The sequence below is a fragment of the Nocardia sp. NPDC003482 genome (assembly GCF_053588115.1).
In genome coordinates, this window is record NZ_JBSFPI010000008.1 from 172,612 (window position 1) to 198,267 (window position 25,656).

Annotated in this window: 28 protein-coding genes; 19 read left to right on the top strand and 9 right to left on the bottom strand. The window is 69.6% G+C overall.

Annotation, left to right across the window (positions count from 1 at the left end):
• Positions 1-28: 28 nt before the first annotated feature.
• The gene (locus ACWDSJ_RS14815) at positions 29-1,699 is read right to left on the bottom strand and encodes a nitroreductase family deazaflavin-dependent oxidoreductase (protein ID WP_450032287.1); all 1,671 of its coding nucleotides are present in this window, start codon (positions 1,697-1,699) and stop codon (positions 29-31) included.
• A 121-nt stretch (positions 1,700-1,820) separates the two neighbouring features.
• On the opposite strand from ACWDSJ_RS14815, the gene ACWDSJ_RS14820 reads away from it, so the two are divergent.
• Together ACWDSJ_RS14820 and ACWDSJ_RS14825 are read left to right on the top strand one after the other, a co-directional pair.
• Positions 1,821-2,387 (top strand): TetR/AcrR family transcriptional regulator, encoded by a 567-nt coding sequence (locus ACWDSJ_RS14820; RefSeq protein WP_387368717.1) that lies wholly within the window; start codon positions 1,821-1,823, stop codon positions 2,385-2,387.
• A 238-nt stretch (positions 2,388-2,625) separates the two neighbouring features.
• Positions 2,626-3,423, top strand: a complete 798-nt coding sequence (locus ACWDSJ_RS14825; RefSeq protein WP_450032289.1) for an NAD(P)H-binding protein — start codon at positions 2,626-2,628, stop codon at positions 3,421-3,423.
• On the opposite strand, the gene ACWDSJ_RS14830 is transcribed toward ACWDSJ_RS14825, so the two are convergent.
• Complete coding sequence (locus ACWDSJ_RS14830) at positions 3,411-4,271, bottom strand: ribokinase (RefSeq protein WP_450032291.1); 861 nt, start codon at positions 4,269-4,271, stop codon at positions 3,411-3,413. The two genes, ACWDSJ_RS14825 and ACWDSJ_RS14830, sit on opposite strands and share 13 nt — an antisense overlap.
• A gap of 33 nt (positions 4,272-4,304) precedes the next feature.
• On the opposite strand from ACWDSJ_RS14830, the gene ACWDSJ_RS14835 reads away from it, so the two are divergent.
• The 10 genes from ACWDSJ_RS14835 to ACWDSJ_RS14880 all read left to right on the top strand — a co-directional run bounded on the left by ACWDSJ_RS14835 (position 4,305) and on the right by ACWDSJ_RS14880 (position 12,334).
• Positions 4,305-4,643, top strand: a complete 339-nt coding sequence (locus tag ACWDSJ_RS14835) for a hypothetical protein (protein ID WP_450032293.1) — start codon at positions 4,305-4,307, stop codon at positions 4,641-4,643.
• Positions 4,644-4,833: 190 nt separating this feature from the next.
• A complete protein-coding gene (locus tag ACWDSJ_RS14840; protein WP_450032295.1) occupies positions 4,834-6,102 on the top strand; it encodes a glutamate-5-semialdehyde dehydrogenase in 1,269 nt (422 codons plus the stop codon).
• Between the two features lie 254 nt (positions 6,103-6,356).
• Entirely contained in the window at positions 6,357-7,232 is an 876-nt protein-coding gene (locus ACWDSJ_RS14845) for an AAA family ATPase (protein ID WP_387368727.1), read from the top strand.
• Between the two features lie 31 nt (positions 7,233-7,263).
• A complete protein-coding gene (locus ACWDSJ_RS14850; RefSeq protein ID WP_450032505.1) occupies positions 7,264-8,709 on the top strand; it encodes a vWA domain-containing protein in 1,446 nt (481 codons plus the stop codon).
• 9 nt (positions 8,710-8,718) lie between these two features.
• Complete coding sequence (locus tag ACWDSJ_RS14855) at positions 8,719-9,051, top strand: MmcQ/YjbR family DNA-binding protein (RefSeq protein WP_387368729.1); 333 nt, start codon at positions 8,719-8,721, stop codon at positions 9,049-9,051.
• 32 nt (positions 9,052-9,083) lie between these two features.
• Complete coding sequence (nadD, locus tag ACWDSJ_RS14860) at positions 9,084-9,731, top strand: nicotinate-nucleotide adenylyltransferase (protein ID WP_387368731.1); 648 nt, start codon at positions 9,084-9,086, stop codon at positions 9,729-9,731.
• Positions 9,728-10,114, top strand: coding sequence for a ribosome silencing factor (gene rsfS / locus ACWDSJ_RS14865; RefSeq protein ID WP_450032298.1), 387 nt, complete (start codon positions 9,728-9,730; stop codon positions 10,112-10,114). The genes nadD and rsfS overlap by 4 nt, the downstream gene beginning before the upstream one ends.
• Positions 10,115-10,143: 29 nt before the next feature.
• Complete coding sequence (locus ACWDSJ_RS14870) at positions 10,144-10,770, top strand: histidine phosphatase family protein (protein WP_387369016.1); 627 nt, start codon at positions 10,144-10,146, stop codon at positions 10,768-10,770.
• Positions 10,760-11,488: a diglucosylglycerate octanoyltransferase gene (octT, locus tag ACWDSJ_RS14875; RefSeq protein ID WP_450032300.1), complete on the top strand. Its 729-nt coding sequence runs from the start codon at positions 10,760-10,762 to the stop codon at positions 11,486-11,488. The genes ACWDSJ_RS14870 and octT overlap by 11 nt, the downstream gene beginning before the upstream one ends.
• A gap of 3 nt (positions 11,489-11,491) precedes the next feature.
• Positions 11,492-12,334: a DegV family protein gene (locus ACWDSJ_RS14880; RefSeq protein ID WP_450032302.1), complete on the top strand. Its 843-nt coding sequence runs from the start codon at positions 11,492-11,494 to the stop codon at positions 12,332-12,334.
• Here the strand turns inward: ACWDSJ_RS14880 and ACWDSJ_RS14885 are convergent, their stop codons facing one another.
• Entirely contained in the window at positions 12,335-13,546 is a 1,212-nt protein-coding gene (locus ACWDSJ_RS14885; RefSeq protein WP_450032304.1) for a pyridoxal phosphate-dependent aminotransferase, read from the bottom strand. It lies immediately after the preceding gene.
• Positions 13,547-13,638: 92 nt separating this feature from the next.
• Between ACWDSJ_RS14885 and ACWDSJ_RS14890 the strand changes: the two genes are divergently transcribed.
• From ACWDSJ_RS14890 to holA, 6 genes are all read left to right on the top strand, one after another.
• Complete coding sequence (locus ACWDSJ_RS14890; RefSeq protein ID WP_450032306.1) at positions 13,639-14,241, top strand: winged helix-turn-helix transcriptional regulator; 603 nt, start codon at positions 13,639-13,641, stop codon at positions 14,239-14,241.
• Positions 14,242-14,343: 102 nt separating this feature from the next.
• The gene (locus ACWDSJ_RS14895; protein ID WP_450032308.1) at positions 14,344-15,264 is read left to right on the top strand and encodes a helix-hairpin-helix domain-containing protein; all 921 of its coding nucleotides are present in this window, start codon (positions 14,344-14,346) and stop codon (positions 15,262-15,264) included.
• Positions 15,261-16,790 (top strand): ComEC/Rec2 family competence protein, encoded by a 1,530-nt coding sequence (locus tag ACWDSJ_RS14900; protein ID WP_450032310.1) that lies wholly within the window; start codon positions 15,261-15,263, stop codon positions 16,788-16,790. Before ACWDSJ_RS14895 ends, ACWDSJ_RS14900 begins: the two co-directional genes overlap by 4 nt.
• Positions 16,791-16,825: 35 nt before the next feature.
• The gene (locus ACWDSJ_RS14905; RefSeq protein ID WP_450032312.1) at positions 16,826-17,611 is read left to right on the top strand and encodes an alpha/beta fold hydrolase; all 786 of its coding nucleotides are present in this window, start codon (positions 16,826-16,828) and stop codon (positions 17,609-17,611) included.
• A complete protein-coding gene (locus ACWDSJ_RS14910) occupies positions 17,608-18,393 on the top strand; it encodes a MerR family transcriptional regulator (protein ID WP_450032314.1) in 786 nt (261 codons plus the stop codon). The genes ACWDSJ_RS14905 and ACWDSJ_RS14910 overlap by 4 nt, the downstream gene beginning before the upstream one ends.
• Complete coding sequence (holA, locus tag ACWDSJ_RS14915) at positions 18,390-19,364, top strand: DNA polymerase III subunit delta (RefSeq protein ID WP_387368751.1); 975 nt, start codon at positions 18,390-18,392, stop codon at positions 19,362-19,364. The genes ACWDSJ_RS14910 and holA overlap by 4 nt, the downstream gene beginning before the upstream one ends.
• Before the next feature lie 9 nt (positions 19,365-19,373).
• Here the strand turns inward: holA and ACWDSJ_RS14920 are convergent, their stop codons facing one another.
• The 3 genes from ACWDSJ_RS14920 to ACWDSJ_RS14930 all read right to left on the bottom strand — a co-directional run bounded on the left by ACWDSJ_RS14920 (position 19,374) and on the right by ACWDSJ_RS14930 (position 21,003).
• A complete protein-coding gene (locus ACWDSJ_RS14920; protein ID WP_450032316.1) occupies positions 19,374-19,796 on the bottom strand; it encodes a hypothetical protein in 423 nt (140 codons plus the stop codon).
• A 218-nt stretch (positions 19,797-20,014) separates the two neighbouring features.
• Positions 20,015-20,332, bottom strand: a complete 318-nt coding sequence (locus ACWDSJ_RS14925) for a DUF222 domain-containing protein (RefSeq protein ID WP_450032318.1) — start codon at positions 20,330-20,332, stop codon at positions 20,015-20,017.
• Positions 20,333-20,646: 314 nt separating this feature from the next.
• Complete coding sequence (locus ACWDSJ_RS14930) at positions 20,647-21,003, bottom strand: bleomycin resistance protein (protein WP_450032320.1); 357 nt, start codon at positions 21,001-21,003, stop codon at positions 20,647-20,649.
• Positions 21,004-21,456: 453 nt separating this feature from the next.
• On the opposite strand from ACWDSJ_RS14930, the gene ACWDSJ_RS14935 reads away from it, so the two are divergent.
• Positions 21,457-23,646 carry a DUF4328 domain-containing protein gene (locus ACWDSJ_RS14935; RefSeq protein WP_450032322.1) on the top strand — a complete coding sequence of 730 codons (2,190 nt, stop codon included), beginning with the start codon at positions 21,457-21,459 and terminating at the stop codon, positions 23,644-23,646.
• A 373-nt stretch (positions 23,647-24,019) separates the two neighbouring features.
• Here ACWDSJ_RS14935 and ACWDSJ_RS14940 read toward each other — a convergent pair whose 3' ends face one another.
• From ACWDSJ_RS14940 to ACWDSJ_RS14950, 3 genes are all read right to left on the bottom strand, one after another.
• Positions 24,020-24,442 carry an Hsp20/alpha crystallin family protein gene (locus ACWDSJ_RS14940; RefSeq protein WP_387368763.1) on the bottom strand — a complete coding sequence of 141 codons (423 nt, stop codon included), beginning with the start codon at positions 24,440-24,442 and terminating at the stop codon, positions 24,020-24,022.
• A gap of 109 nt (positions 24,443-24,551) precedes the next feature.
• Positions 24,552-24,902, bottom strand: a complete 351-nt coding sequence (locus ACWDSJ_RS14945; RefSeq protein WP_450032325.1) for an STAS domain-containing protein — start codon at positions 24,900-24,902, stop codon at positions 24,552-24,554.
• A gap of 241 nt (positions 24,903-25,143) precedes the next feature.
• Positions 25,144-25,623 carry a MarR family winged helix-turn-helix transcriptional regulator gene (locus tag ACWDSJ_RS14950; RefSeq protein ID WP_450032327.1) on the bottom strand — a complete coding sequence of 160 codons (480 nt, stop codon included), beginning with the start codon at positions 25,621-25,623 and terminating at the stop codon, positions 25,144-25,146.
• Positions 25,624-25,656 lie beyond the last annotated feature (33 nt).

The following is a 25,656-nucleotide window of genomic DNA, read 5'->3' on the forward strand; positions in this document are numbered from 1 at the left end:
GCACCGGCCCCGTACCGAATCCGTGGAATTACCTATCTGTGAAGGTGACCCGCACCGACACCGGCGTCGTCTGCAAGGCCGCGAAGCTCGCCGCCGTGAACGCCGCGAGGCGCGGATGCGGAGCGAACGCCTTCGCCCGCGCCACCACATCGTCGTCGGGGCGCAGCTCGGCGCGGCCGGTACGCCACCGATCCCCTTGGCGCAGCCGCACTTCCGGATTCGCGCGCACATTGTTGCCCCAGCCCGAACGCATCCCGTGCTGGCAGATCAGCCACGCGCCGTCGGCGTCGAACAGCGCCGACACGTTCACCCGGCGCGGCTGTCCCGACTTGCGGCCGATCGTCTCGAGTTCGGCGGCGAAGTCGGACCGCACGCCGATCCGATCCAGGACGCGGAACAGCGGATTGGCGAAATACCGGCCCACCGCGCGTTCGACGGCGAACTTGCGCGCCTGCCGCTCGCCGCCGGTGTGACCGCGTTTGGGCCGCACGCTGTCGAAACCGTTGCGGCGCACCATGCTCACCGCCGTGCGCCACGGCGACCGTCCCGGATCGGGATCGAGCCCCGCACCGAGCCGATGCAGCTGATCGGTGTGCCATTGCAGATCCACCGCGCCGTCGAGCGCCTTCAGCCCCCGCGAATTGCCGCGCAGGCCGAGCGTGATCGCGGGCGGGCGCAGCGCGTCGACACCGCCGCTGAGGAGATCGCTTGCGGCGCTGGTGAATACGGCCGACGGGCGACCGAGCCCGATGACGTCGCAGGCGTCCGATTCCACCGCCTCGGCCATCGCCGACCGGGTCCGGAACCCGCCGGTCACCGCCAACGGAACGGTGGTCGCGGTGCGCCGCACGGTCTCGGCGTAGTCGAGGAAGTACGCCTCGCGGGCGCGCGTGCTCGCCGAGCGGCCCATCATCGCCGGGGATTCGTAACTGCCGCCGCTGATCTCGATGAGGTCCAGCCGTTCGGCCGCCAGCAGTTCGATCACGTCGCGCGACTCGTCCTCGGTGAGGCCGCCGCGCTGGAAATCGGCGGAGTTCAGTTTGATGGCGACCGCGAATCCCGGGCTCACGGCCGCGCGAATGGCGCGCGCCACCTCGAGCACGAACCGCGACCGGCGCGACGTGTCGCCGCCCCACGCGTCGGTGCGCCGGTTGGTCAGCGGGGAGAGGAACTGCGAGACCAGGTAGCCGTGCGCGCCGTGGATCTGCACGCCGTCGAAGCCCGCTGCCTCCGTCACCCGGGCGGCGGTGGCGAAACGGGTGACGAGATCGAGGATTTCGGGCTCGGTCAGCTCGCGGGGGGTGGGCATACCGGGGATGTCGAGCGCCACCGCCGACGGCGCGACCGGGCGGCGGCGCGAGGCCAGCGGATTCGCTTGCCGCCCAGGGTGATTGAGCTGCACCCACACCGGGGTGCCGCCGTCCTTGGCGGCCTTGGCCCAGCGGGTGAGCCCGTCGAGGTGCCGCTCGTCCTCGATCGCGACATTGCCGGGCTCGCCGAGCTGGGTGCGGTCGATCATGACGTTGCCGGTGACGACGAGGCCGAAACCGCCTGCGCCCCAACGACGGAACAGGCGTTCCAGCCGTTCGTCGGGCCCGTGGTCCGCGGTGCCGAGACCCTCGCTCAGGGCGGCCTTCATGAGGCGGTTCGGCAGCACCTGCCCGCAGGGAAGGGTGAGCGGATCGGTCAGCGTGGCCATGGTCGTGCTCCTTCCGTCCGGTCCCGGGTAGACCGATTGGTTTAGCGTGACGGTAGTACACCGATCGGTCTACGGCAAGGTAGGCTGGGCGGACGGACAGCGCGCAGGAAGGGGTCGCGACATGGGAGCCCGGGATCGTCTCATCGACAGCGCCGTGGAACTGCTGGGCCGCCACGGGGTCGCGGGGACGGGCATCGCTCAGCTGCTCGAGCACAGTGGCATCTCGCGCCGCTCGGTGTACCTGAACTTCCCCGGCGGCAAATCGGAGCTGGTCACCGAGGCCACGCGGGTCGCGGGCCGGGCCTACAGCGCGCTCATCCGCACGGCCGTCGCGGGCGCGGATCTGGCCAGTTGCCTGGCGTCGTTCCCGTCGATCTGGAGCGAGATGCTGGTGTCGAGCGATTTCACCGCGGGCTGTCCGATCGTGTCCGCGGCACTGGGCCGTTCGGAGGCCCCCGCGGCGGCCGACGCGGCGGGGGAGGCGTTCACCGAGTGGGAGACCATCGTCGCCGAGCGGCTGCGCGCCGAACGCGTGGACGCGGAGACCGCGCGCTCACTGGCCACCACCATCGTCGCCGCGGTCGAGGGAGCGGTGGTGATGGCCCTGGCGACGCGCTCGGTGACGCCCCTCGAGCGTGTCGGCGCCCAACTGTCGGCGCTGGTGGCCCAGCACACCCGAGCGGCCTGACCGCGCCGCTGTCCCATATTCGCATCGGCTCGGTCGAATTCTGTTGCCGGCCCGGCTTACTCATGCGGCCGTGAGCGCGGGTGTTGCTGCGCCCGGACGCGCCGTGAACGCGGGTGGTTTCGGTTCGCTCGGATACCGTAGACGCGACTCGCGCGGATTTGTCAATAGCGTTCGGGCGCAATATGTTTCGGGAGATATCCATGTGCGCTTCGGGGGTGGGGCGGGTAGTTTGGCGGGCATGACGATTCTGGTTACCGGGGCCACCGGGAACATCGGGCGGAAGGTTGTGGATCATCTCCTCGCGGCGGGGGCGGATGATGTTCGGGCGCTGTCGAATCGGCCCGAGCGGGCCGGGTTGCCGTCGGGGGTGGAGGTCGTGCGTGGCTTCCTCGGGCGGGTGGAGACGCTGCCCGCCGCGTTCGAGGGGGTGGATCGGATGTATCTCGCGCCGTATCTGCCGACCGTCGAGGAGGTGGTCGATCTGGCGCGGCGGGCGGGGGTCGGGCACCTCGTGGATCTGTCGGGGGACGCGCATTGGGTGCCGATCGCGCGGGCGGTGGAGAAGTCGGGGGTGGATTACACCCATCTGTCGGCGGGGGAATTCGCCGACAACAGTGTGATGTGGGCCGAGCAGATTCGGGAAGGGCAAGTGCGGGAGGCGTATCCAGAGGCGGCGAACGCGCCCGTCGCCATGGACGATATCGCGCGGGTGGCCGCCGCCGTGCTCACCCAGGACGGGCACGCGGGAGCCACCTATACGCTGACGGGACCGGACACCATTACGCGGGCGGAGCGGATTCGTGAGCTGGGGCGCGCGCTCGGCCGCGAGATCCCCGTGGTCACCGTGAGCGAGGCGGAGGCGGTGGCCGTGCTGGCGCCGGCGATGGGGGAGGAGTTCGCGCGGTGGTACGTGGAGGGCCTCGCCGCCTCCATCGATGATCCGCAGCGGCCGACCACGACCATCGCCGATCTCACCGGTCGGCCCGCCACCACCTTCGCGGAATGGGCCAGGGCCAACGTCGATCAGTTCCGCTGAGCCAGCAGGCGTTCGATCTCCTCGGCATCCGGAATCGACGCGCTGGCACCGAGTTTCGTGGTCGCCAGCGCGCCCGCGGCGCACGCCCAAGCCAGCGCGGCCCGGGGACCCTCGTGCCAGTGCGCGGCCAGGGCGCCGGTGAAGGTGTCGCCCGCGCCGGTGGTGTCGACGACCTCGACGGCGACGCCGGGATCGTCGAATTCGCCCTCGGGTCCCCGGTACCGCGCGCCCGCGCCGCCGCGGGTGGTGACGACGTGCGGCACGGGATCGAGCGCCGAACCCAGTCGCCGGGCCTCGCCCTCGTTCACCACGGCGATGTCGACGGCCTGCCACAGTTCCGGTGGAAGATCCTGCGCGGGTGAGGGATTCAGCACCACGGTCGTGCCGTGAGCGCGGGCGTGGCGGGCCGCGGCTAGCACCGTCTGGACGGGAATCTCCAACTGGCACAACAGCAGATCCGCGGCGGCGATCGTGGCGAGATCGGGCTCGGACAGCTCGGTCATGCGGGCGTTGGCGCCGCCCACCACGATGATGGTGTTCTCGCCGGAGGCGTCCACGACGATGGTGGCGACGCCGCTGGGCCCCGCGACGGTCCGCAATCGGGCCGTCCCCACCCGCGCGTCGTCGAGCGCGGTCCGCAGTTCGGCCGCGAACAGATCGTCTCCCACCGCCCCCACGAAATCGACCTCCGCGCCCGCCCGCCGCGCGGCGATCGCCTGATTGGACCCCTTGCCGCCGGGCACCGTCTCGAACCCGCTGCCCAGAACGGTCTCCCTGGGCTCGGGCCGTCGCGCGGTCGTCGTCACCAGATCCAGATTGATACTGCCCACCACCGCGATGCGCGCCATAATCGCACCGTAGTCGCCGAAGGGGACATCGCGATGACAGACACCGATCCGCACATCCATGTCGACCGCAAGGTCGTGGCGGCCGGGGCCGACGTGCGCAACGCCATGGTCTCGGTACTCGGATTCGCCCCCGACACGCCCGGTGCGGTCACCACGGGATGCGGTGTGCGCGCGGCGTTCTCGATGACCTCGGCGCGGCCGGAGAAGGTGACGTGTCTGCCCTGCCGAGAATTCGCCGCGGCGGCGTATCGGCGGCTGGCCGATCAGGTCGAGCGGGCCGCGCGGATGCCGGGGGTGAACATCACCGCGACCGATGCCGCGACCGCCGCGACGCGATTGCGGGAGATCGCCGCGCGATTCGCCACCACCTGATGATCTTGATGTCGGCTTTAGCCCGGCCGGCTGAGCACCTCGAGATGGTGGGATGTACCTCGCCGTGGACCGGATCGCCGTCGGTTTGCGGCGGGAGGTGGGCCTCGGGGTCGCGCGGCGGTGCGCACACCTCGATGGCCTTGTGGTTCTCTGTCCAGCCCCTTTCCCGCCTCGGGATATCCTGTGTCCCATGACTGCCCCCACTGCCACCGAACTGGACGACGTCCGGGCGGCGGTGCACGATGCCGCGCGCCGCGCTCGGGTGGCGTCGCGGACGCTCGCCCAGCTGACCACCGCGGAGAAGGACACCGTGCTGCACGCGGCGGCCGACGCGCTGCTCGCCGCCAAGGATCGGGTGCTCGCCGCCAATGCCGAGGACATCGAGACCGCGCGCGCCGCGGGCACGGCCGATTCGCTGCTCGATCGCCTGCGGCTGACCGAGGCCCGGATCGACGGCATCGCCTCGGGGTTGCGTCAGGTCGCGGGGCTGCCGGATCCGGTGGGTGATGTGGTGCGCGGGTCGACGCTGCCGAACGGGCTCGAGATCCGGCAGGTGCGGGTGCCGCTGGGTGTGGTCGGGATGGTGTACGAGGCGCGGCCCAATGTCACCGTGGACGCGTTCGGGCTGGCGTTGAAGTCGGGGAACGCGGCGCTGCTGCGCGGGTCGTCCTCGGCCGCCCGGTCCAATGCCGCGCTGGTCGAGGTGCTGCGCGAAGCCCTTGCGGCGCAAGGCGTTCCGCGGGACGCGGTGCAGCTGCTGCCCAGCGCGGACCGGTCCAGCGTGACCCATCTGATCCAGGCGCGCGGTCTGGTGGACGTGGTGATCCCGCGCGGCGGCGCGGGCCTGATCAACGCGGTCGTGCGCGACGCGCAGGTGCCGACCATCGAGACCGGCACCGGCAACTGCCACGTCTACGTGCACGCCGCCGCCGATCTGGATATGGCCGAGTCGATCCTGGTCAACGCCAAGACCCGCCGCCCGAGCGTGTGCAACACCGCCGAGACCGTGCTGATCGACAAGGCCGTCGCCGAGGTCGCGGTGCCCCGGCTGATCGGCGCGCTCGAGGGCGCGGGCGTCACCGTGCACGGCGATCTGCCCGGCCTGGTCCCGGCGACCGACGAGGACTGGGCCGACGAGTACCTGTCGCTCGACATCGCTCTGAAGGTGGTCGACGACCTCGACGCCGCCGTCGAGCACATCAACCATTGGGGCACCGGCCACACCGAGGCCATCGTCACCGCCGACCTGCGCGCGGCCCGCGAGTTCACCAACCGTGTCGACGCCGCCGCCGTCATGGTCAACGCCTCCACCGCCTTCACCGACGGCGAACAGTTCGGCTTCGGCGCGGAGATCGGCATCTCCACCCAGAAACTCCACGCTCGCGGCCCGATGGGTTTGCCGGAACTCACCTCGACCAAATGGATCGTCTGGGGCGACGGCCAAATCCGGGCTGTGTGAATGGCGCCGCCTCCGGCGTCGCGTGTTCGCGGCTCCGAGGCTCGCCGTTCAGCGGCCGAGACTCGCGCTGCGCGCATGCGCTTCGGCCCCTGAACGGCGAGCCAGCCGCGAACGTCGCTCGTAAGAATCGCTCCCGGCGTGAGTTGTGGCGAGGGGGCGCTCGGGTATTCAGGGGTGGGCCGGGTGTGTAACGTCGGACGCGGACGTTTTACGGCGCATATCCGCGTGTGCCGGGACCGAGGAGGACCGCACCAGTGCAGACCGCAGTGCACGAGCCGATCTTCGCGTCGGTCGACGATGTGATCGAGCGGCTTGCCACGACCGGCTATCTGGCCGACAAGGCGACCGCGACCTCGGTGTTCCTGGCGGATCGGCTCGGCAAGCCGCTGTTGATCGAGGGGCCCGCGGGTGTCGGCAAGACCGAGTTGGCGCGGGCTGTCGGGCAGGCGACCGGCGCCGAGTTGGTGCGCTTGCAGTGCTACGAGGGGATCGATGAGGCGCGGGCGCTCTACGAGTGGAACCACGCCAAGCAGATCCTGCGCATCCAGGCGTCGAGCGAGAACGGTTGGGCCGAAACGAAGGCCGACGTGTTCAGCGAGGAGTTCCTGCTGTCGCGGCCGCTGCTGACCGCGATCCGGCGCACCGACCCGACCGTGCTGCTCATCGACGAGGCCGACAAGGCCGATGTCGAGATCGAGGGCCTCATGCTCGAGGTGCTCTCCGACTTCGCCGTCACCGTCCCCGAACTGGGCACCATCGCCGCGGTCCGCCGCCCGTTCACGGTCCTCACCTCCAACGCGACCCGCGAACTGTCCGAGGCGCTCAAGCGACGCTGCCTGTACCTGCACATCGACTTCCCCGACGAGGAACTCGAGCGCCGCATCCTCGCCAGCCGCGTCCCCGAACTGAAGCCCGCGGTCGCCGCGCAACTGGTCCGGGTCGTGCACGTGCTGCGCGGGATGCAGTTGAAGAAGCTGCCGTCGGTGGCCGAATCCATCGACTGGGGTCGCACGCTGCTGGCGCTGGGCCTGAAGGATCTCGACGACAAGACCGTGCGCGCCACCCTCGGCGTGATTCTCAAACACCAGAGCGACCATCAGCGCGCGCTGGCCGAGCTGAAGCTGGCGTGAGGTGAGCAGGCGCACCCCGGCCCGCGCGTTGATCTCCTCGGCGCTGCGCGGCCGGGAGGACGGCCCGGAGGAGCCGAACGCGCTTGCGCCGCACGGTTTCCCGGGGCACCTCGTCGGATTCGTCGACGCCCTGCGCGCCCGCGGCATCCCGGTCGGTCCGTCGGAGACCGTCGACGCCGGGCAGGTCCTCACCGTGCTGGATCTGATGGATCGGGAGATGCTGCGCGAGGGCTTGGCCTGCGCGCTGGTCCGCCGATCCACCCAGCGCGCCACCTTCGACGGCCTGTTCGACCTGTGGTTCCCCGCCGCGCTCGGCCAGCGGGCCGCCGCGCAGGAGGTGGAGATCCCGCGTCGGGCCGACGGCGAGGTCGACATCTTCGAACTGCGGAAGATGTTGGCGGAGTTGCTGTCCGCCGACCCGTCGGGAGAGCGGACCCGCGAACTCCAGGCGTTGGCGGCGCAGATGGTCGAGCAGATGGGCCAGTACCAGTCCGCCAACGGCCCGTCGTTCTCGGCGTATCAGACGCTCAAGGAACTTCAGCCCGAACTGCTGATCAGCAAGATTCTCGCGGGATTGGCCGCGGGCGGCGACAATTCGGATTTCGACACCGAGGTTGCGCGGCGCGCCGCCCGGCAGCGGGTGCGCGATTTCCGCGGCACGGTCGAGGCCGAGACCCGCCGCCGCGTCGCCGAACGCATCGGCCGCGAACGCGTCGCCACCTACGGCGTGCAACGCCAGGCCGAGGACGCGGACTTCCTGCGCATCTCCGAGAGCGAACTGGCCGAATTGCGCCGGGGCAGTCAGCGTTTGGCCCGGGTGCTGGCGGCCCGGCTGGCCGCGCGCCGCCGCCGCGCCCGCCGCGGCGAGATCGACCTGCGCAAGACGCTGCGCAAATCCATGTCCACCGGCGGCGTCCCGATCAAGCTCGCCGCGCGCAAGCCCCGGCCCACGCGTCCGGATCTGGTGCTGCTGTGCGACATCTCGGGTTCGGTGGCCGGATTCTCCAGTTTCACCATGATGCTGGTGAACTCGCTGCGCGAACAGTTCTCGCGGGTGCGGATCTTCGCGTTCGTGGACCGCGTCGATGAGGTTACCCACCTGTTCGACCAGGTGACGCCGCTGGATCGGGTGACCCGGCGGATCTTCACCGAGACCAGGGTCGTCGGCATCGAGGGCCACTCCGACTACGGCACCGCGCTGCGCATGTTCGCCGAGGACTACCCGGAGGCGGTCACCAGCCGCACCTCCCTGCTGGTGCTCGGCGACGCCCGCACCAACTACCGCGATCCGGCCCTGGACACGCTGCGCGAACTCGCCGGGGTGGCCAAACACGCCTACTGGCTCAATCCGGAGGCCGAAAAGATGTGGGGCACAGGCGATTCCGCGGCCCGCCGCTACGCCGAGATCGTCGAGATGCACGAATGCCGTTCGGCGCGGCAGCTGACCGCCGTCGTGAGCCGGTTGCTCCCCGTGTAGGAGGTGGCGATGGATCTCATGCCCTACTGCCTGACCAAACCCGGCGCGTACCAGGACGAGCCGTGGGAGGGCGATGTGGTCGCCAAGGTCGGCGACAAGATCTTCGCGTTCGTCGGGGCGGAGTCGGTGACGCTGAAATGCGGGCGCACTCGCGAGGAGGCCGACGAACTCGTGCGCGTGTACCCCGACGACGTGACGGCCTCGGCCTACATCGGCCGCTACGGCTGGAACACCATCCGGCTCGGCGGCGCGGTCCCGCTCGACGAACTGCGCGAGCTCATCGATATCTCCTACGACGCGATCGTGGCGAAGCTGCCGAAATCCAAGCGGCCCGCGCTCTGACGACCGCTCACCGCTCGCTAGGCTCACCGTTCGTGCAGGAAACAGGTCGGCGCAAGCTGGGTGTGATGGGCGGGACGTTCGACCCGATCCATCACGGGCATCTGGTGGCCGCCAGCGAGGTCGCCAATCGGTTCGCCCTGGACGAGGTGATCTTCGTCCCGACCGGGGAGCCATGGCAGAAGTCCCGTCGCCAGGTCAGCGCGGCGGAGGACCGGTATCTGATGACGGTCATCGCGACCGCCTCCAATCCGAGCTTCTCGGTGAGCCGGGTCGACATCGACCGGGGTAAGGAGACCTACACCGTCGACACCCTGCGCGACCTGCAGAAGCTGTATCCGGACGCGGACCTGTACTTCATCACCGGAGCGGACGCGCTGGCCAACATCCTGACATGGCAGGATTGGGCCGAACTGTTCGAGCTGGCGAGGTTCGTCGGCGTGAGCCGTCCGGGGTACGACCTGAACGTCGACCATCTCGCCGAGCATCTGCGCGACAGCCCGGCCGACGCGGTGACCGTCATCGAGATTCCGGCGCTGGCCATCTCGTCGAGCGAGTGCCGTCGGCGCGCCGCCGAGGGGCGGCCGGTGTGGTATCTCGTCCCGGACGGGGTCGTGCAGTACATATCGAAGCGGCATTTGTACGTGCCGAACGGGAACGGGAAGGTGACGGAAACAGCATGACTGCATCCGCCGAAGCGGTCGACATGGCGCAGATCGCCGCGCGCGCGGCCGACGAGAAGCTGGCCTCCGACGTGGTGGTGCTGGACGTGTCCGAGCAGTTGGTGATCACCGACTGCTTCGTGATCGCCTCGGCCCCCAATGAGCGGCAGGTCAACGCGATCGTCGACAGCGTCGAGGAGAAGTTGCGCGAGGCCGGGCACAAGCCGGTGCGCCGGGAGGGCACCCGCGAGGGCCGGTGGGTGCTGTTGGACTACGTCGAGGTCGTGGTGCACATCCAGCACAGCGACGAGCGCAATTTCTATGCGCTGGAACGACTCTGGAAGGACTGCCCGCAGATCCCGGTGCCGGGTCTGGGCGACCCCCGGACCGGGGACGCCGAGTGAACAGACACGCCGGCGTGCGCCGCCTGATCATGTTGCGGCACGGGCAGACCGAGTGGAACGCCGCCGACCGCATGCAGGGCCAGATCGACACCGACCTCAGCGAACTGGGCCGCCGTCAGGCCAAGGACGCGGCGCGCGAACTGGTTTCGCACGAGGCGATCGCGATCCTGTCCTCGGATCTGCGGCGCGCCCTCGACACCGCGACGGCGCTGGCCGACCACACCGACCTCGACGTGGTGCCCGATCCGCGGCTGCGCGAGACCAGCCTCGGCGTCTGGGAGGGCCTGACGCACATCGAGGTCGACGCGCAGTACCCGGGCGCGCGGCAGCAGTGGCGGCTGGATCCGACCTACACCCCGCCCGGCGGGGAGAGCAAGCTCGAGGTGGGCGCGCGGGCGCTGCCGGTGGTGCGCGAACTGTTCGCCGAGCGCGCCGACTGGCCCGGCCGTACCATCATCCTGGTCGCGCACGGCGGGTTGATCGCGGCGCTGACCGCGGCTCTGCTGGATCTGCCGGAGAAGAACTGGCCGGTGCTGGGCGGGCTGGCCAACACCAGTTGGGTGCAGCTGAGCAGTCACGGTCCGAGCATCGAACAGCCCGGGTGGCGGCTCGATGTGTGGAACGCGGCGGCGAAGGTAGCACCCGATGTCCTCTGAGAACAGCGACGAACCGCGGCCCGTACTGCTGGTGATCGCCGATTCGCTGGCGTACTTCGGGCCCCGGGGCGGTCTGCCCGCGAACGATCCGCGGATCTGGCCGAATCTGGTGGGCGCGGAACTGGATTGGGATGTGGAACTGGTCGCCCGCATCGGCTGGACCTGTCGCGACGCCTACTGGGCGCTGATCGGCGATCCCCGGGTGTGGGCGGCCGTGCCGCGCGCGGGCGCGGTGGTGTTCGCGACCGGCGGCATGGACAGCCTGCCGTCGCCGCTACCGACCGCGCTGCGCGAACTGATCCGGTATCTGCGGCCCCCGCTGCTGCGGCGCGCGGTGCGGACCGGATACCAGTGGCTGCAACCGCGGTTGTCGAAACTGGGCCGGCCGGTGGCCCTTCCGCCGCGGGTGAGCGTCGACTACCTGGAGCAGTGCCGCGACGCCCTCGCCCAGTTGCGGCCGGATCTGCCCGTGGTCGCCGTGCTGCCCTCGGTGCACGACTGCGCGGCGTACGGCCGGGTGCACGCCGGGCGGGAACCGGCGGTGCGGGCGCTGTCCGACTGGTCGGCGAAAACCGGTGTGCCGCTGGTGGATCTGGGCGAGGCGGTGCGCGACAACATCTTCTCCGGCGACGCGAATCCGGACGGCATCCATTGGGGGTGGGAGGGCCACACCGCGGTCGCGCGGGCCATGGTGAAGGTCGTCTCGGAGGTGCGCTAGCACATGGCCGTCGTGGTTGTGACCGATTCCGCCGCGAGCCTGCCCGCCGGACCGGTCGCGGAACTGGGCATCGAGGTGGTGCCGCTGCACGTGCTCGTCGACGATCGCGCGCTGCGCGAGGGCGTGGACACCTGCGAGATCGACTACACCTCCGCCACCGTCAGCACCTCGGCGGCCTCGCCGGGGGAACTGCGCGAGGTCTACGAGCGGGCGTTGGAACGCAGCGGCGGCGACGGTGTGGTGGCCGTGCACATCTCCCGGCAGCTGTCGGCCACCTGGGAGGCGGGCCGTCAGGCGATCCACGATCTGGACGCGAGCCAGCATGTGCGCCTGGTGGATTCGCTCAGCGCGGGGCTGGGTACGGGTCTGCCTGTGCTGGCCGCCGCTCGTCGCGCGGCCGCGGGCGCGCCGCTCGAGGGCGTCTACGACACGGCCGTGACCGCCGCGAACCGGGGGCGCGCCTTCATCGTCGTGAATCGGACCGAGCAGTTGCGCCGCGGCGGCCGGCTGAGCACGGCGGCCGCCTTCTTCGGCACCGAACTGGTCACCAAGCCCATCCTCCGGATCGCCGACGGCCGACTGGAATTGCACGAGAAGGCCCGTACCCGCAGCAAGGCGTTCGCGAAACTGGTGGCCGCCGCGGTGGACGCGGCGGGCGCGGACGGCGCCGCGATCGCCGTGCAGCACCTGGCCGCCCCCGAGGCCGCCGCCACCCTCGCCGGTCAGCTCGAGAACCTCGTCCCCGGCCTCCGCGAGGTGATCATCGCCGAATTCGGGCCCACCCTCGCGGTGCATCTGGGGCCGGGCGCGGTGGGCGTGGTGGTGGTGCCGGGCGGGTGCGGCTAGTCACTGCCGGTAGGTCGCCAGGAAGCGGCCGATGCGTTCGATGATCGCCTCCAGATCGTCGGCGTGCGGGAGGGTCAGGATCCGGAAGTGGTCGGGGCGTGGCCAATTGAAGCCGGTGCCCTGCACGATGTGGATCTTCTCCTGCAACAGCAGGTCCAGCACGAAGCGCTCGTCGTCGTGGATCGGGTACATGTCCAGATCGATGCGCGGGAAGGCGTAGAGCGCGCCCTTCGGCCGCACGCACGAGACGCCGGGGATCGCGGTGAGCGCCTCCCACGCGCGATCCCGCTGCTCACGCAGCCGACCGCCGGGCAGGACGAGATCCTGGATGCTCTGATAGCCGCCGAGCGCGGCCTGAATCGCCTGCTGCGCGGGCACATTCGCGCACAGCCGCAACCCGGCCAGCATGGTCAGGCCCTCCAGGTAGTTCGCCGCGTGCTGCGTCGGGCCCGACACCACCAGCCAGCCCGAGCGGAAACCCGCGCAGCGGTAGGACTTCGACAGGCCCGAGAAGGTGAGGCAGAGCAGATCCGGGGCGAGGGCGGCGGTGGCGGTGTGCGGGAGGTCGTCGTAGCGGATCTTGTCGTAGATCTCGTCGGAGAAGACCACCAGGTTGTGCCGTCGCGCGATCTCGAGCAGTTGACGCAACACCTCCGGCGGATAGACCGCGCCCGTCGGATTGTTCGGGTTGATGATCACCAGCGCGCGGGTGCGGTCGGTGATCTTGGCCTCGATATCGGCGAGATCGGGGTACCAGTCCGACTCCTCGTCGCACAGGTAGTGCACCGGACGGCCGCCGTTGAGCGTGGTCGAGGCGGTCCAGAGCGGAAAGTCCGGGGCGGGGACGAGGACCTCGTCGCCGTTCTCCAGCAGCGCCGTCATCGCCATCATGATCAACTCGGAGACGCCGTTGCCGAGGAAGACCTCCTCGACGTCCACGTCGTCGACCCCCAGGGTCTGGTAGTACTGCACGACCGCGCGCCGGGCCGACAGCAATCCCTTGGACGTGCAGTAACCGCTCGAGCCCGGCAGATTGCGGACGATGTCCTGGAGGATCTCCGGCGGCGCCTCGAAGCCGAACAGCAGCGGGTTGCCGGTGTTGAGTTTCACCACGTGGTGGCCCTCGGCCTCCAGCCGCGCGGCGTGCTCCGCCACCGGGCCGCGGATCTCGTACGACACTCCCGCCAGCTTGCTGGACTGCTTGACCTGCATGGACGTCCCTTCTCGATGCGGTTGCCGCACACTCTACTTGGAATCTCAAAGTATGCACTTGGATTTTCCAAGCGGCCCGCTACAGTGGGATCGTGCCACGCCGAAGCTACGACCACTACTGCCCCGTGAGCCGCGCCCTCGACCTCGTCGGCGACCGCTGGAGCCTGCTGGTGGTGCGCGAATTGTGTTCGGGCCCACGCCGTTACAGCGACCTGTTCGCCGACCTGCCTGGCATCAGCACCGATATGCTCGCCGCCCGCCTCAAGGACCTCGAACGCGACGGCATCCTGACCCGACGCCGGGTCGGGCCGCGGGCGTCGACGGCGTTGTACGAGCTGACGGCGGCCGGGCTGGGGCTGCGTCCGGTGCTGGAGGCGCTGTCGGCCTGGGGGACAACGCTTCTCGGGGAGCGGCGGGCGACCGACGCCGTGCGCGCGCACTGGTTCGCGTTGCCGTTGGGGCGGCTCATCGCCGAGCGGATCGGCCGGGGCACGGCGACGGTGCGGATCGGGGACACCGTCTTCCACGTGATCAGCGACGAGTCCGGGGTGGTGCATCGCGACGGTCCGGCGGAGGCGGCGGATGTGGTGCTGGATCTCGACCTGTCCGCCGCGACGGCGGTGGTGAACGGGAGCCGCACGCTGGAGGCCGCGCTACCCGAGGTGACCTGGCCGAATCGGGTTGCGGTGGACTGAGTTCGGGCTCGGTTGTCCACAGCCGAAAAGTTGTCCACAGGTTTGTCGAAAGCCCAGGTCGGCCGCCGAGTGACGCGGCGGCATCGGCCTAGCGTGTCGGACATGGCACGAGACGACGAGCGGGTGCGAGAGCGATTGGGTGCGCTCGAGAACGGGCGCGCGAGCCGGGGCGGCGGCTGGGATCAGGACGAGTTCGATCCCGGCCCCGACGACCGGTACGACGACGAGTACGTGGCGGAGCCGCGCACTCCGCAGTGGTTGAGCGAACCCTCCGGCGGCGTGTCGGTGTGGCACGAGCGGCTGGTGCCGGAGCGGTTCCGGGGGACGCGCTGGGATCCGGGGCGGCGCGGGGTGCTGGTGCTCGCGGCGATCGGGGTGTTCGCGCTGGTGCTGGCGGCCGCGGCCGTGCAGCGGGAAAAACCTGTGCCGCACGCGGTTCCGCCGTTGCCGACGGTGCGCGTGGCGGCGAGCCCGTCGATCCTGGCGGCGGAGACGACGGTGGAGGCGACCCCGACCGGTGTCGTGCCCGCCGCGAAACCGGTCGAACCGACGGCGGGCGGCCGGGCCGGTGAACTGGTGGTCAGTGTGGTCGGCATGGTCGAGCGACCCGGGCTGCTGCATCTGCCGTCGGGGGCGCGCGTCGCCGACGCGGTGTCGGCCGCGATCGCCCGGGACGGCGCGGATCTGTCGACGCTCAATCTGGCCCGGCGGCTCGGCGACGGCGATCAGGTCGTGGTGGGCGCGCACGGAACCGATTCGGGCGCACCGCGACTCGGCAGCGCGATCATCGTGGCGGGGCAACCGGCGGGACCGTCGTCCGCGAGTCCGCAGGCGAAGGTGAACCTGAACACGGCCACCGAGGCCGAACTGGACACGCTGCCGGGAATCGGACCGACGACCGCGCGGGCCATCCTCACCTGGCGCGGCGAGCACGGGCGGTTCAGCAGTCTCGATCAACTCGCCGAGGTGCCGGGCATCGGTCCCGCGCGGTCGGCTCGGATCCTTCCGTTGGTGACGCTGTGAACGGGGCGGTGGGCCGGGAGCCGATCTCCGTTCCGCAGCCGCTGGATCTGAGGTTGCTGCCGACGGCCGCGGTGGGCTGGGCGGGGGTGGCGGGGACGATTCTGCTGGGTTGGCGGTTCGGGGTGGTGCTCGCCGGGGCGTTCGGTCTCGCGGGAATCGGGTTGTCCTGGTTGCTGTTCCGGAATCGGCCGCGGGGCGCCCGAACGGCGGTGGCGGCGTTGGTGGCGGCGCTGCTCGCCGGGGCCGGATTCGCCGGGGCGGCGGCGTGGCAGGAGCACGAGGTCGCCGGGCATCCGCTGGCGCGGCTCGCGGCCGGGACGACGGTCACGGCGGAGGTGGTGCCGACGGGTGATCCGAAGCCGTTGCGCACCAAGGCCTTCGGTGGGCGGCAGTGGCTGGTGCAGGTGGGATTGCGGGAGTATCGGCGCGGGTCGGAGGTCATGCGGGTGGGTGGGGCGGTGCTCGTGGTGGGATCCGGGGAGTCGTGGTCGACGGTGCTGCCCGGCCAGCCCCTGCGGTTCCGGGCCCGGGTCGATCGGGCGTGGCGGCGGGATCTGACGGTGGCGGTGTTGCGGGCGCAGGGCACGCCGGTGGCGGTCGGCGCGGCGCCGTGGTGGCAGCGGGCGGCCGGATCGGTGCGGGAGCGTCTCACCGAGGCCGCGGCGCGGGCGCTGGCCCCGGACGCGGCGGGGCTGCTGCCCGGCATGGTCGACGGGGACGTGTCGCGGCTGCCCGACGAGGTGTACGAGAACTTCCGGGCGACCGATCTGGCGCATCTGATCGCGGTATCGGGGACGAATGTGTCGATCGTGCTTGCGGCCGTGCTGGTTTCGGCGCGCGCGTGCACGGTGGATCTGCGCGCCGCGGTGGCGCTGGCGGCGGTGGCGCTGGTGGCGTTCGTCGTTCTCGCGCGGCCGTCCCCGTCGGTGCTGCGGGCGGCGGCCATGGGCGGCATAGCCATCGTGGCCCTGGTGACCGGGCGGCGAAGACAGGCGTTCCCGGCGCTGTGCGCGGCGGTGATCGGGTTGCTCGCGTACTCGCCCCGGCTCTCGCTCGACGTCGGGTTCGCGCTGTCGGTCTCGGCCACCGCGGGTCTCGTCCTGGTGGCTCCGGACTGGGCGCACCGACTGCGAGAGCGCGGGTGGCCGCGGGTGGTGGCCGAGGCGTTCGCGGTCGCGACGGCCGCGTTCCTGCTCACCGCACCCGTCATCGTCGGACTGACCGGTCATCTCGCGCCCACGGCGATCCTGGCCAACGTTCTGGCCGAACCGGTGGTCGCGCCCATCACCGTGCTGGGCGCGGTGGCCGCGGTGGTGGCCTGCGTGTGGATGCCCGCGGCGGTGTTCCTGCTCGAGCTGACGGGTCCGCTCCTGCGCTGGCTTCTCACGGTCGCCGAAGAGGGTGCCGCGCTGAGCGTCTCCGTTCCGCTGCCCACCGGGATGACGGGCGGGGTGATCACCGCGGTGGCGGTGACCCTCGTCGTCGGAGTCCTGCACCGATCGAAACCGGGCAGGAGACCGGGTTGACCTTGACGCAGGGGCAAGCCCGCAGCATGGTCGGTATGACCGCGACACAGCCTTCGCCATCGAGTTTCACCGTTCGCCACGACGGGGTGACCATCCCGGTGTTCCGTGGCGGCCGCGGGCGGCCCCTGGTGCTGTGCCCCGGATTGCTCTCGACCCGGGCGGAATACGAGGAGTTGATCGAACTACTGCGAGAGGATTTCGATGTGCTCAGCTTCGACCTGCGTGGTCACGGCGCATCCTCGGCGGGCGACCGGTATTCCTTCGAGGCGTTTCTCGGCGATTTCGCCGCCGTGATGGCCGATTCGGGACTTGTCGGGGCGGCGTCACCGCCGGTGCTTGTCGGGCATTCGCTCGGGGCGGACCTGATCGTGCACTACGCCGCCGAGCATCCCCAGGCGGCCGCGGAGATCGTCGTCATCGATGGAGCCGACCCCGTACCCGAGCCGTTCCTCACCGGCAGCACCCTGCCGGAGTTTCGGGCCCTGATCGAAAGCCTCACTCGGGAGCCGGAATTCGGGCGGCGGGTGGCACTGACCGCACGGGACATTCTCGATCTCGATATCGAGATCGATGCGGTCCGATCCCGCATCCTCGACCGTTATCGCCGGATCGAGGTTCCCATCACCATGATCATGTCGACGTCCATGGCCGGGAACGGCACCGACGAGCGGACGACGCGATGGAACGCCAACTGGCGCACCGGCGTCGAGCGACTCGTCCGCGAACTGCCCCGCATTCGCACGCATTGGGTCGAGGCCGGGCACGCGCTCGTCACGACGCATGCCGAAAGCGTCGCCCGCATCATCCGGAGCCGCCGATGATGACCATCGGCGAACTCGCCGCGCACGCGGGGGTGACCACGCGCACGATCCGGTACTACCACGCGAAAGGTCTGCTGCCCGAGCCGATCCGGGACGATTCCGGCTACCGCCGATACGCCCCGGCCACCCTGATCGACCTGATCAGGATTCGGACGCTCGCCGAGGCCGGGGTGCCACTCGCCCGCGTGCGGGAACTGCTGGTGGCCTCCGAACCGGAGTTCGCCGCGGCGGTCGCCGACATCGACGCGCGGCTGCGGGCCGAGATCCGCGAGCGGGAACGGCATCGGGCGCGTATCGCGCGGCTCACCGCCGGTGAGGGCCTGGTGCTGCCCGCGGAGGTGGTCGAATTCCTCGACCGGCTCCGGGCGCTCGGCGTCGACGAACGGATCGTCCGGGTGGAACGCGACGGGTGGATCCCGCTGGTCACCCGTTCGCCCGAGATGATCCCGAAGTGGATCGCGCGCAAGCGGATTCAGCTGGACGATCCGCCGCTGGTCGAGTTCTACCTCACCTTGGGGCGGGCATTGGACCAGACCGACGACCGGGAGCTGGTTCGATTGGCCGACACGATGGCGGCCTACCTCGAGCGGCTGGCCGGCGAACACGGCGAAGACGACCTCGGCGCGGATCTCGAGCCCGCCCTCGCGGCGTTGCTGGACGGGCTCGCGTTCGAGGTCGCGCCGTCGGCTCGGCGGCTCGCCGAACTCCTGACCGAACGCGGCTGGACCGGCTGGACCGATGTCGGGCGCTGTCGGACCCGGCCCGTAGGATCGGCGCCGTGACCGAACGTCCCGCACCCGTACATCTCGTGCTCGGTGAGGAAGAGCTGCTCATCGAGCGCGCGGTCGCCGCGATCGTCGCCCAGGCCCGATCCCACGCGTCCGACCCGGACGCGCTGCCGGTCGACCGCCTGCGCGCGGGCGACGCCAGCACCCCCGAACTGGCCGAGCTGCTCAGCCCCTCCCTGTTCGCCGAGGACCGGGTCATCGTGCTGGAGTCGGCGGCCGAGGCGGGTAAGGACGCGGTCTCGGTCATCACCGCCGCCGCCACCGATCCGCCCGACGGGGTGGTGCTGATCATCCAGCACTCCGGCGGTGGCCGCGCCAAGGCGCTGGCCCCGGCCCTCCAGAAGCTCGGCGCCGTCTCCCACGACTGCGCCAAGATCACCAAGGCCGCCGAGCGAGTCGAGTTCGTGCGCAACGAGTTTCGCGCCGCGGGCCTGCGCGTTCCGGGCGAGGTGGTGCAGACGGTCCTCGAGGCGGTCGGCTCCGACCTCCGCGAACTGGCCGCCGCCTGCTCCCAGCTCGCCGCCGACACCGGCGGCAAGGTGGACGTCGCCGCCGTCCGCCGCTACTACTCGGGCAAGGCCGAGGTGACCGGATTCGACGTCGCCGACCTGGCCGTCTCCGGCGACCGCCCCGCCGCCATGGAAGCCCTCCGCTGGGCCACCGACCGCGGCGTCCCCGCGGTCCTGCTGGCCGACGCCCTGGCCGACTCGGTCCACACCATCGCCCGGGTGGGTTCGGCGGGCCGAGGCGACCCGTTCAAACTCGCCCCCCAACTCGGCATGCCGCCCTGGAAGGTCAAGAAGGCCCAGTCCCAGGCCCGCGGCTGGACGGCCGCCACCATCGGCACCGCGCTCCAAGTGGTGGCCGCCCTCAACGCCGACGTCAAAGGCGGCGCCGCGGACACGAACTACGCTCTGGAACACGCGCTTTCGCGAATCCTGGACCTACACGCCGCCCAGCGGTAGGTGCCCGCGTCATCCCACTGTGTCCATATCCGACGCGAGCCACAGCCCGTCGACGTTCTGCTCGGTCACGACCATATCGGTTGTGCTCGACTGCGGCTGCCCGCTTTCCTGCGATGTCACGACCTGCTCGGCGGTCACCCGAACCCGCACGCTCACACCGGAATCCGACTCGACGTCGCACACCACCTTGCCCGCCTCGGCATGCACCTGCCGGGCGATCAGCAGTTGCGCGAGCGTGGCCTGCGACCGGCTCAACCTTTCCCGCAACTCACCGGTGGTCAGTGCGAGCACTCGCGCGTTGTAGCCGTCCACATCCCGATAGTCGTAACTCGACAGGTTCCGCGCGAATTCACACGCCGCGTCCCGAGCCCCATCGCTGTTCGAATCCGCGGACGCGGTCCCGCCCCCGACCGCACCGAACACAGCGCCCACCGCAACAATCATGACCGACAAGGCTTTTCGCATCCCGAGATCCTCCCACAAGAACCGTCTCAGGATCCGCTTCGGCCTTCCCGTAGTCCGGTCGAGGGCTGTCGCGCACCGCGTAGCTGCGTTGGTTCGGTCGGGATTCGACTGTGCCGCTGACGGACGCTGTTCGGCGTGCGGAGCGGTGAGGGCCTGATGGACGATGGATGAGTTCGAGATCAGGCTCAGCTCACCGCTGTCAGTGCCCGCCACGGCTTTCGGGTACGCGAGCGGGGCCGTGGCGCGGCGCATTCGATGCGCCGACGCGCCTCGGAGGCGGTGATCCGCAGCAGATCGCTCAACAGCTCGGCCGTGTCCCGGTAGCCGGTGTCGGCGGCGAGGCCGCGGCGTTCGGCCTCGGCGACGGCCGCGATCATGGCGGCGCCGAGGCGGCGGCGGTGGCGTTCGGTTTCGACGAGAGTGCGCAGCAGGTCGACATCGGCGAGGTCCGACCAGCTGCGTGCCGGAGAGTCCGGGGCCAGTGCAGTCGAAGGTGTCTTCACGCGGAGCAGTGTAGCCGATGATCGAACGCGTGTTCGATGAATAGGGCTTCCAGCGCGTCGAACTTTCCGGCAGGGTTGCTCGGTTTGTGCTCCGAGCACAAGATCAGGAAGGGAGCCGGTCCGCGGCGAGGTCACGGCGGTTGACGATTCGGGTCGAGGACAAGGTGCGGGTGGTGTTGTCGGTGCTGGCCGGGGAGGCCCTGAGAGCGGCAGAGGGAGTGCCGGTTTCGAGGTTCGCTCGACTGGCTGGTATTCCCGCAGGCACGTATTGGAGACGGCAGTCCAGATCTTCGTCATGGACAGTCCGCTGATGGTCACCCGTCCTCGGTGAGCGGCTGGCTAAAGATCAACAAGTGCCCATCGGGTGTCCGTACGTTGAAGTCGCGCATCCCGTAGGGCCGGTCAGCCAGTGGCTCGACGATGTCGGCGCCGCGGGCGCGCAGCTCGTCGTGCCAGGAATCGACATCGTCCATGACAATCACCACCCTGGCCGGGCCGACGCTGCTTTCGGCGGATAGGTGGAACTCGGCGGTGTCGCGGATCACGGCCGCGTAGCTAGGTGGGGTCTCCCAGGTGAATATGGTGTCGAATCCGAGCACGTCCGTGAAGTACGACCGCGCTGCCTGCACATCTCGGCACGGCAGCACGGGAACCGCCACCCGCATGACCATTCCGTCACCTTAGCCGACTTTGGTTCGAGATCGCTGATCTTGGGTAGGGTGCTGGCTGTCAGCGGTTCCTCTCGGTGGTAAGGGGAAGCTCTGCACGTTCACGGTAGGGCCTGCAGGGGCGGGCCGTGCGGTGAACGGAATTCCGTACCGATCGTGAGATGTGTTGCGCCACAAGATCACATTCCACATGCGCGCCTCAGCGAGAATGCGCGCTCATCGGCATTACAGCGCGGTCGATCCATCGCTGGCGTAAACCTCATTACCAGCGAGATCCTGCCAGGATCTCGACGCAAGACATCGGCTCGGGTGTGTTGCGCTCGCGCAATGCGGCGTCGGCGGATGCGCCGGTTCTCTTGCGGCAGAGCCGATGTCGATGGCTGCCGCTGGCCGAGGTCGATCTCGGTCCCCCGATTCGATCGGCTACTGTGACCGTGGAGTGGGAGGAATCGGGTCATGTCGGCAGGGTCGAACGTGGGGGTTGTGCGCGGTGGGGGGCGGATTCGTCCTCTGCGGGCGCAGGGGATCTCGGTGCTGGTTCTCATTGCCGGGGGCATCGTCATGCAGTGCGTCGGTGCGATTCTCGACTGGACGACACTGGCCGACCTCGAGCGAAGCTGGGAGCAACTGGATCAGTCGGACAAGCAGTGGCGGTCCGACGGCTGGGTGTACTACATCGGGCTCGCGCTGCTCGTAGCCGCGGGGATCGTATTCCTGATGTGGTTGTGGCGTGCGCGTCGGAATGCGGAGTCGTTGTCCGCGACGCGGCATCGGCTTTCGATCGGCTGGGTGATCGGTGCCTGGTTCTGCCCGGTGGTCAACTTCTGGTTTCCGTACCTGATCGTGGCCGATGTGGTGCGCGCGAGTGCCCCTCGACCGTCGGATGAGCAATCGCGCCCTCGCCTTGTTATCGCGTGGTGGCTGTCGGTGCTCGTCTGCTCGGTGCTCAGCGTCGTGACGCTGATAATGAGCCTGCCGACGGTAAGAACGCAAACCACCGGTGGATATCTGGTACTCGGGACCGCCCCGGTGGGAGGGTTCGGTCTGATCGTGGCGGAGCTGATCCGGGTCGCGGGACTGACGGTTGCGGCAATCCTGTTGGGAGCGATCATCTTCCGGGTGCAACGGTGGCAGGATATCCGCGCGACGCAGCATCTCGGCGATGGCATCGACAAACTCTCGTATCTCCCTGCGACAGCGCGGCAATCGAGTGCGATGGTGGGGAGCTTCGCGGCCTCGCAACCACTGCCCGGTACCACCGCCGCCCCGGCGACGCTGCCGATGCGGGCGACCGACCCGGCGGTGATCGGACCGTACACGCTCATCGGCCGACTCGGCTCCGACGCCAACGCAGAGGTCTATCTGGGCCGTGGCGACGACGGCGCGATGGTTGTCATCCGGATTGTGCGCCCCGAGTCGACCACCGGCGGTCGCGATGAACTCGCCCGGGTATTCGCCGCCGCGCGGGCCGTGCGGAGCCCCTTCGTCGCGGCGGTACTCGACGCTGACGCCGAGGCCGAGCCGCCGTGGATAGCGACCGAATACCTCGCCGGTCGGTCGCTGCACGATCTGGTGGACGAACACGGACCGTTACCGCCAGCGATGGTGGCGGACATCGCTTTCGGGATCGCGCGCGCGTTGTCCGCGATCCACGATGCGGGCCTGACGCATGGTGGGGTGACCCCGAAATCGGTGATCATGACCGAAACCGGTCCCCGCACAGCCGCTTTCGGCGCGGTGCCCGCGCATCCCGAGCTGTCGGCGTTCAGTTCACCCGAACAACTCGCCGCCGAACCGGTCACGCCCGCATCCGATGTGTTCTCGCTGGGCAGCGTGCTGGCATACGGTCTCACCGGTCGTCCTCCGTTCGGCGACAGCGACCCGGCGACGCGACTGCATCGGGTACGAACTCAGCCGCCCGATCTCATCGGAATACCCGAGAGCAGGCTCGGTTTCATCATTACCGGTTGCCTCGATCTCCGCCCCGGGGCACGCCTGACGACGACACAGATACTCGGGCAACTCGAGGCCGCACGACCGCAGCAACCGATACCGGCATCGCCGCAACCGGCATACGCCCCGGGGTCCGGCGCACCCCGGGGCGGACACGGCCGCGCCGTCGCCATTGGCGCTTCCCTGGCCGTCATACTGATCATCGCTGTCGGCGTGTGGGTCGGCCGCCTCATCGAAACCGATCGGACCACAGCCGCGGACACGCGGACCTCCGCACAATCCGCCACGGGGCAGTTTGGGCCGTGGGGCAAGGTGCAGTGGATCGCGGACGTGTTCCCATACCTCCTTCCCACGACGCCAGCGGCGCAGAACGGGTACCGGGGTATCGGAGGATGCGATGCCAATCCGAGCGGTTATCTCACGTGCCACAACACCACCGATCCCAGGCGACCGGACTTCACCATCACCTGCAGCCACACCGAGGAATTCACCGATCAACGTTTGAAGCTCGTCGGCAAACAGCAGCGCGGAAAGGAAACACTCCTTTTCTGGGACAGGCACCTCAAAGACGGGGACACCGGTCTCATAATCAGTTTCGAAGACTCGCCGCGCAGTCGATGCCGGATCGAATCCAGATTCCTGACCGGTTCGCAGGCTGACGATATCGATTGGTGGCGATCCGCGTCACTGTAGCCGTTGTAAGACCCGGGAAGCGCCTTCGATCCGATGTGGCCTAGCTCCTCGGCCGCCGCTGCCGACCCAACTGATATCCCACCCGGTAGCCGTCTCGGTAGCCGCGGTGTGAATCCGGCTCGGCGGTTCGGGGAGTGGGGTTCGAGGACCGCCGCGGAGCGCGTCGCAGAAGCCGTCGCTGTGGCCGTCGCGGTAGTCGTCCGAGGTCATATCGGCTCACCTCCGCTGGCCGGAGTGACGGGCTCGGTATCGAGACATGCTGTGGGAGAGGCTGATTGGGGTGGGCCCGGGTTTCGGGCCCACCCGCGGGCGAGGGCCGCGCGCAGGATGCGGTCCACCTCCGCGAACAACCACTCCGGATCGGGTTCGCGGATCAGGCGTTGATGGCCTGCCGCTCCTGGTCGAGCCGGGTGACCTCGATCTTGCGGGGCTTGGCCTGCTCCGCCACCGGGATGGTCAGGCGCAGCACCCCGTCGCGGTAGTCCGCGCGGATCGCGTCCGTGTCCAGGTTCTCCCCCAGGAACAGCCTGCGGGTGAACACGCCGCGAGGGCGTTCGGCGGCGAACATCGAGCGCTGTGGGTCCAGCGCCGGGCGTTCGGCGCGCACGGTCACCACATTGCGTTCGACATCGAGTTCCAGTGAGTCCGGGGCGATTCCGGGCAGATCGAGTTCCGCCACGAACTCGTCCCCCTCGCGCCAGGCGTCCAGCGGCATCGCCGCCGGGCGAGCCGGGGTACCGAACAACTGCTGCGTCAGGCGATCCAGATCGCGGAAGGGATCGGTACGCATCAACATGGTCACCACCTCCGGTTCAGTCCACAATCTGCTGATGGAGATTCATATAATCTGTGCTTGCGGGCACAGATATTTTTTAGCACTCTTCGGTGCCGAGTGCAAGGTCCGCTTACACGAAGCCCGCCAGTTCGAGCAGCCGGCGCGCGGGGCGGCTCGGGGACGGGATGAGCAGTTTGTGATCGGTCGGGGCGAGCCGGGCGGTGAGCTGGACCACCAGGCGCAGTGCCACACAGCCGAAGAAGGTGACCTCGCCGAGGTCGAGGACGATATCGGTCGGCGGCAGCAGCGCGAGTTCTCGATAAGCGGCGCTCAGCTGGGGTTCGGTGGTCATGTCGATCTCGCCGCGCATCACCACCCGCGGCAGAGGTTCCTGGAGGAAGCAGCGGACCTCGCCCGGCTGGGGGTCCCAGTCTCGCCGCGGCGGCGCGGTGATCACCGGGATGGCGTCGGATGAACTCACGATCGACCTCGCCTCCACGGACCGCCTCGGCGGCAGTCCACGTAATAATTGTCGCACGACAAATGTCGAGAAGCGAGAGCGGGCGGCGGAACGGTTGCCTGGTCGGGCGTGTCGCCGTGAACGCCGAGAAGGGCCTGGCCGAGAGGAGTGTGTGGGATGGGAGGGCATGGCGGAGTCGTCTCGCGAAACGCCTTGCCGGACTTATCGATTGCCGCGCGGAAACGTTCCCTGGACGGGCGGCTCAGGCGCGGCGCTGCTGCTGATCGTCGGCGCTGCGCTCGGCGCTGGCATTGAACTCCGCCAAGCCCGTGAGCAGCGCCTCCCGTCCCGCGCCGCTCATGCCCTGGAGAATTCGGGCCAGTTCCCGCCGTCTGGTGTCGCTGACCTCGTTGAGCAGCCGCTGGCCGTCCCGGGTCAGGGCGAGCATCACCTCGCGGCGGTTGGCCGGACTCGCGGTGCGGGCGAGCAGGCCCGCGGCCTGGAGTCGATCGCACAGCCGGCTCGCGGAGGACGGCATGGCCTCCAACTCGACGGCCAGCCCGTTGAGGTTGATCTGCCCATGCTGTTGCATGATGGTGAGGGCCTGGAGTTGCGAGGGGGACACCCGCGTGCCCACGGCCTGTTGCGCTCGGCCCCACAACACGACCAGTCGCGCCGCCGCCTGTTCGATGGCCGCGGCGAGCTCGGCCCCGGATCGGTCCGGCCGTCGCGCACTGCTCATGCCCACTACTGTGACAGCTCCGACGCTCTGGCG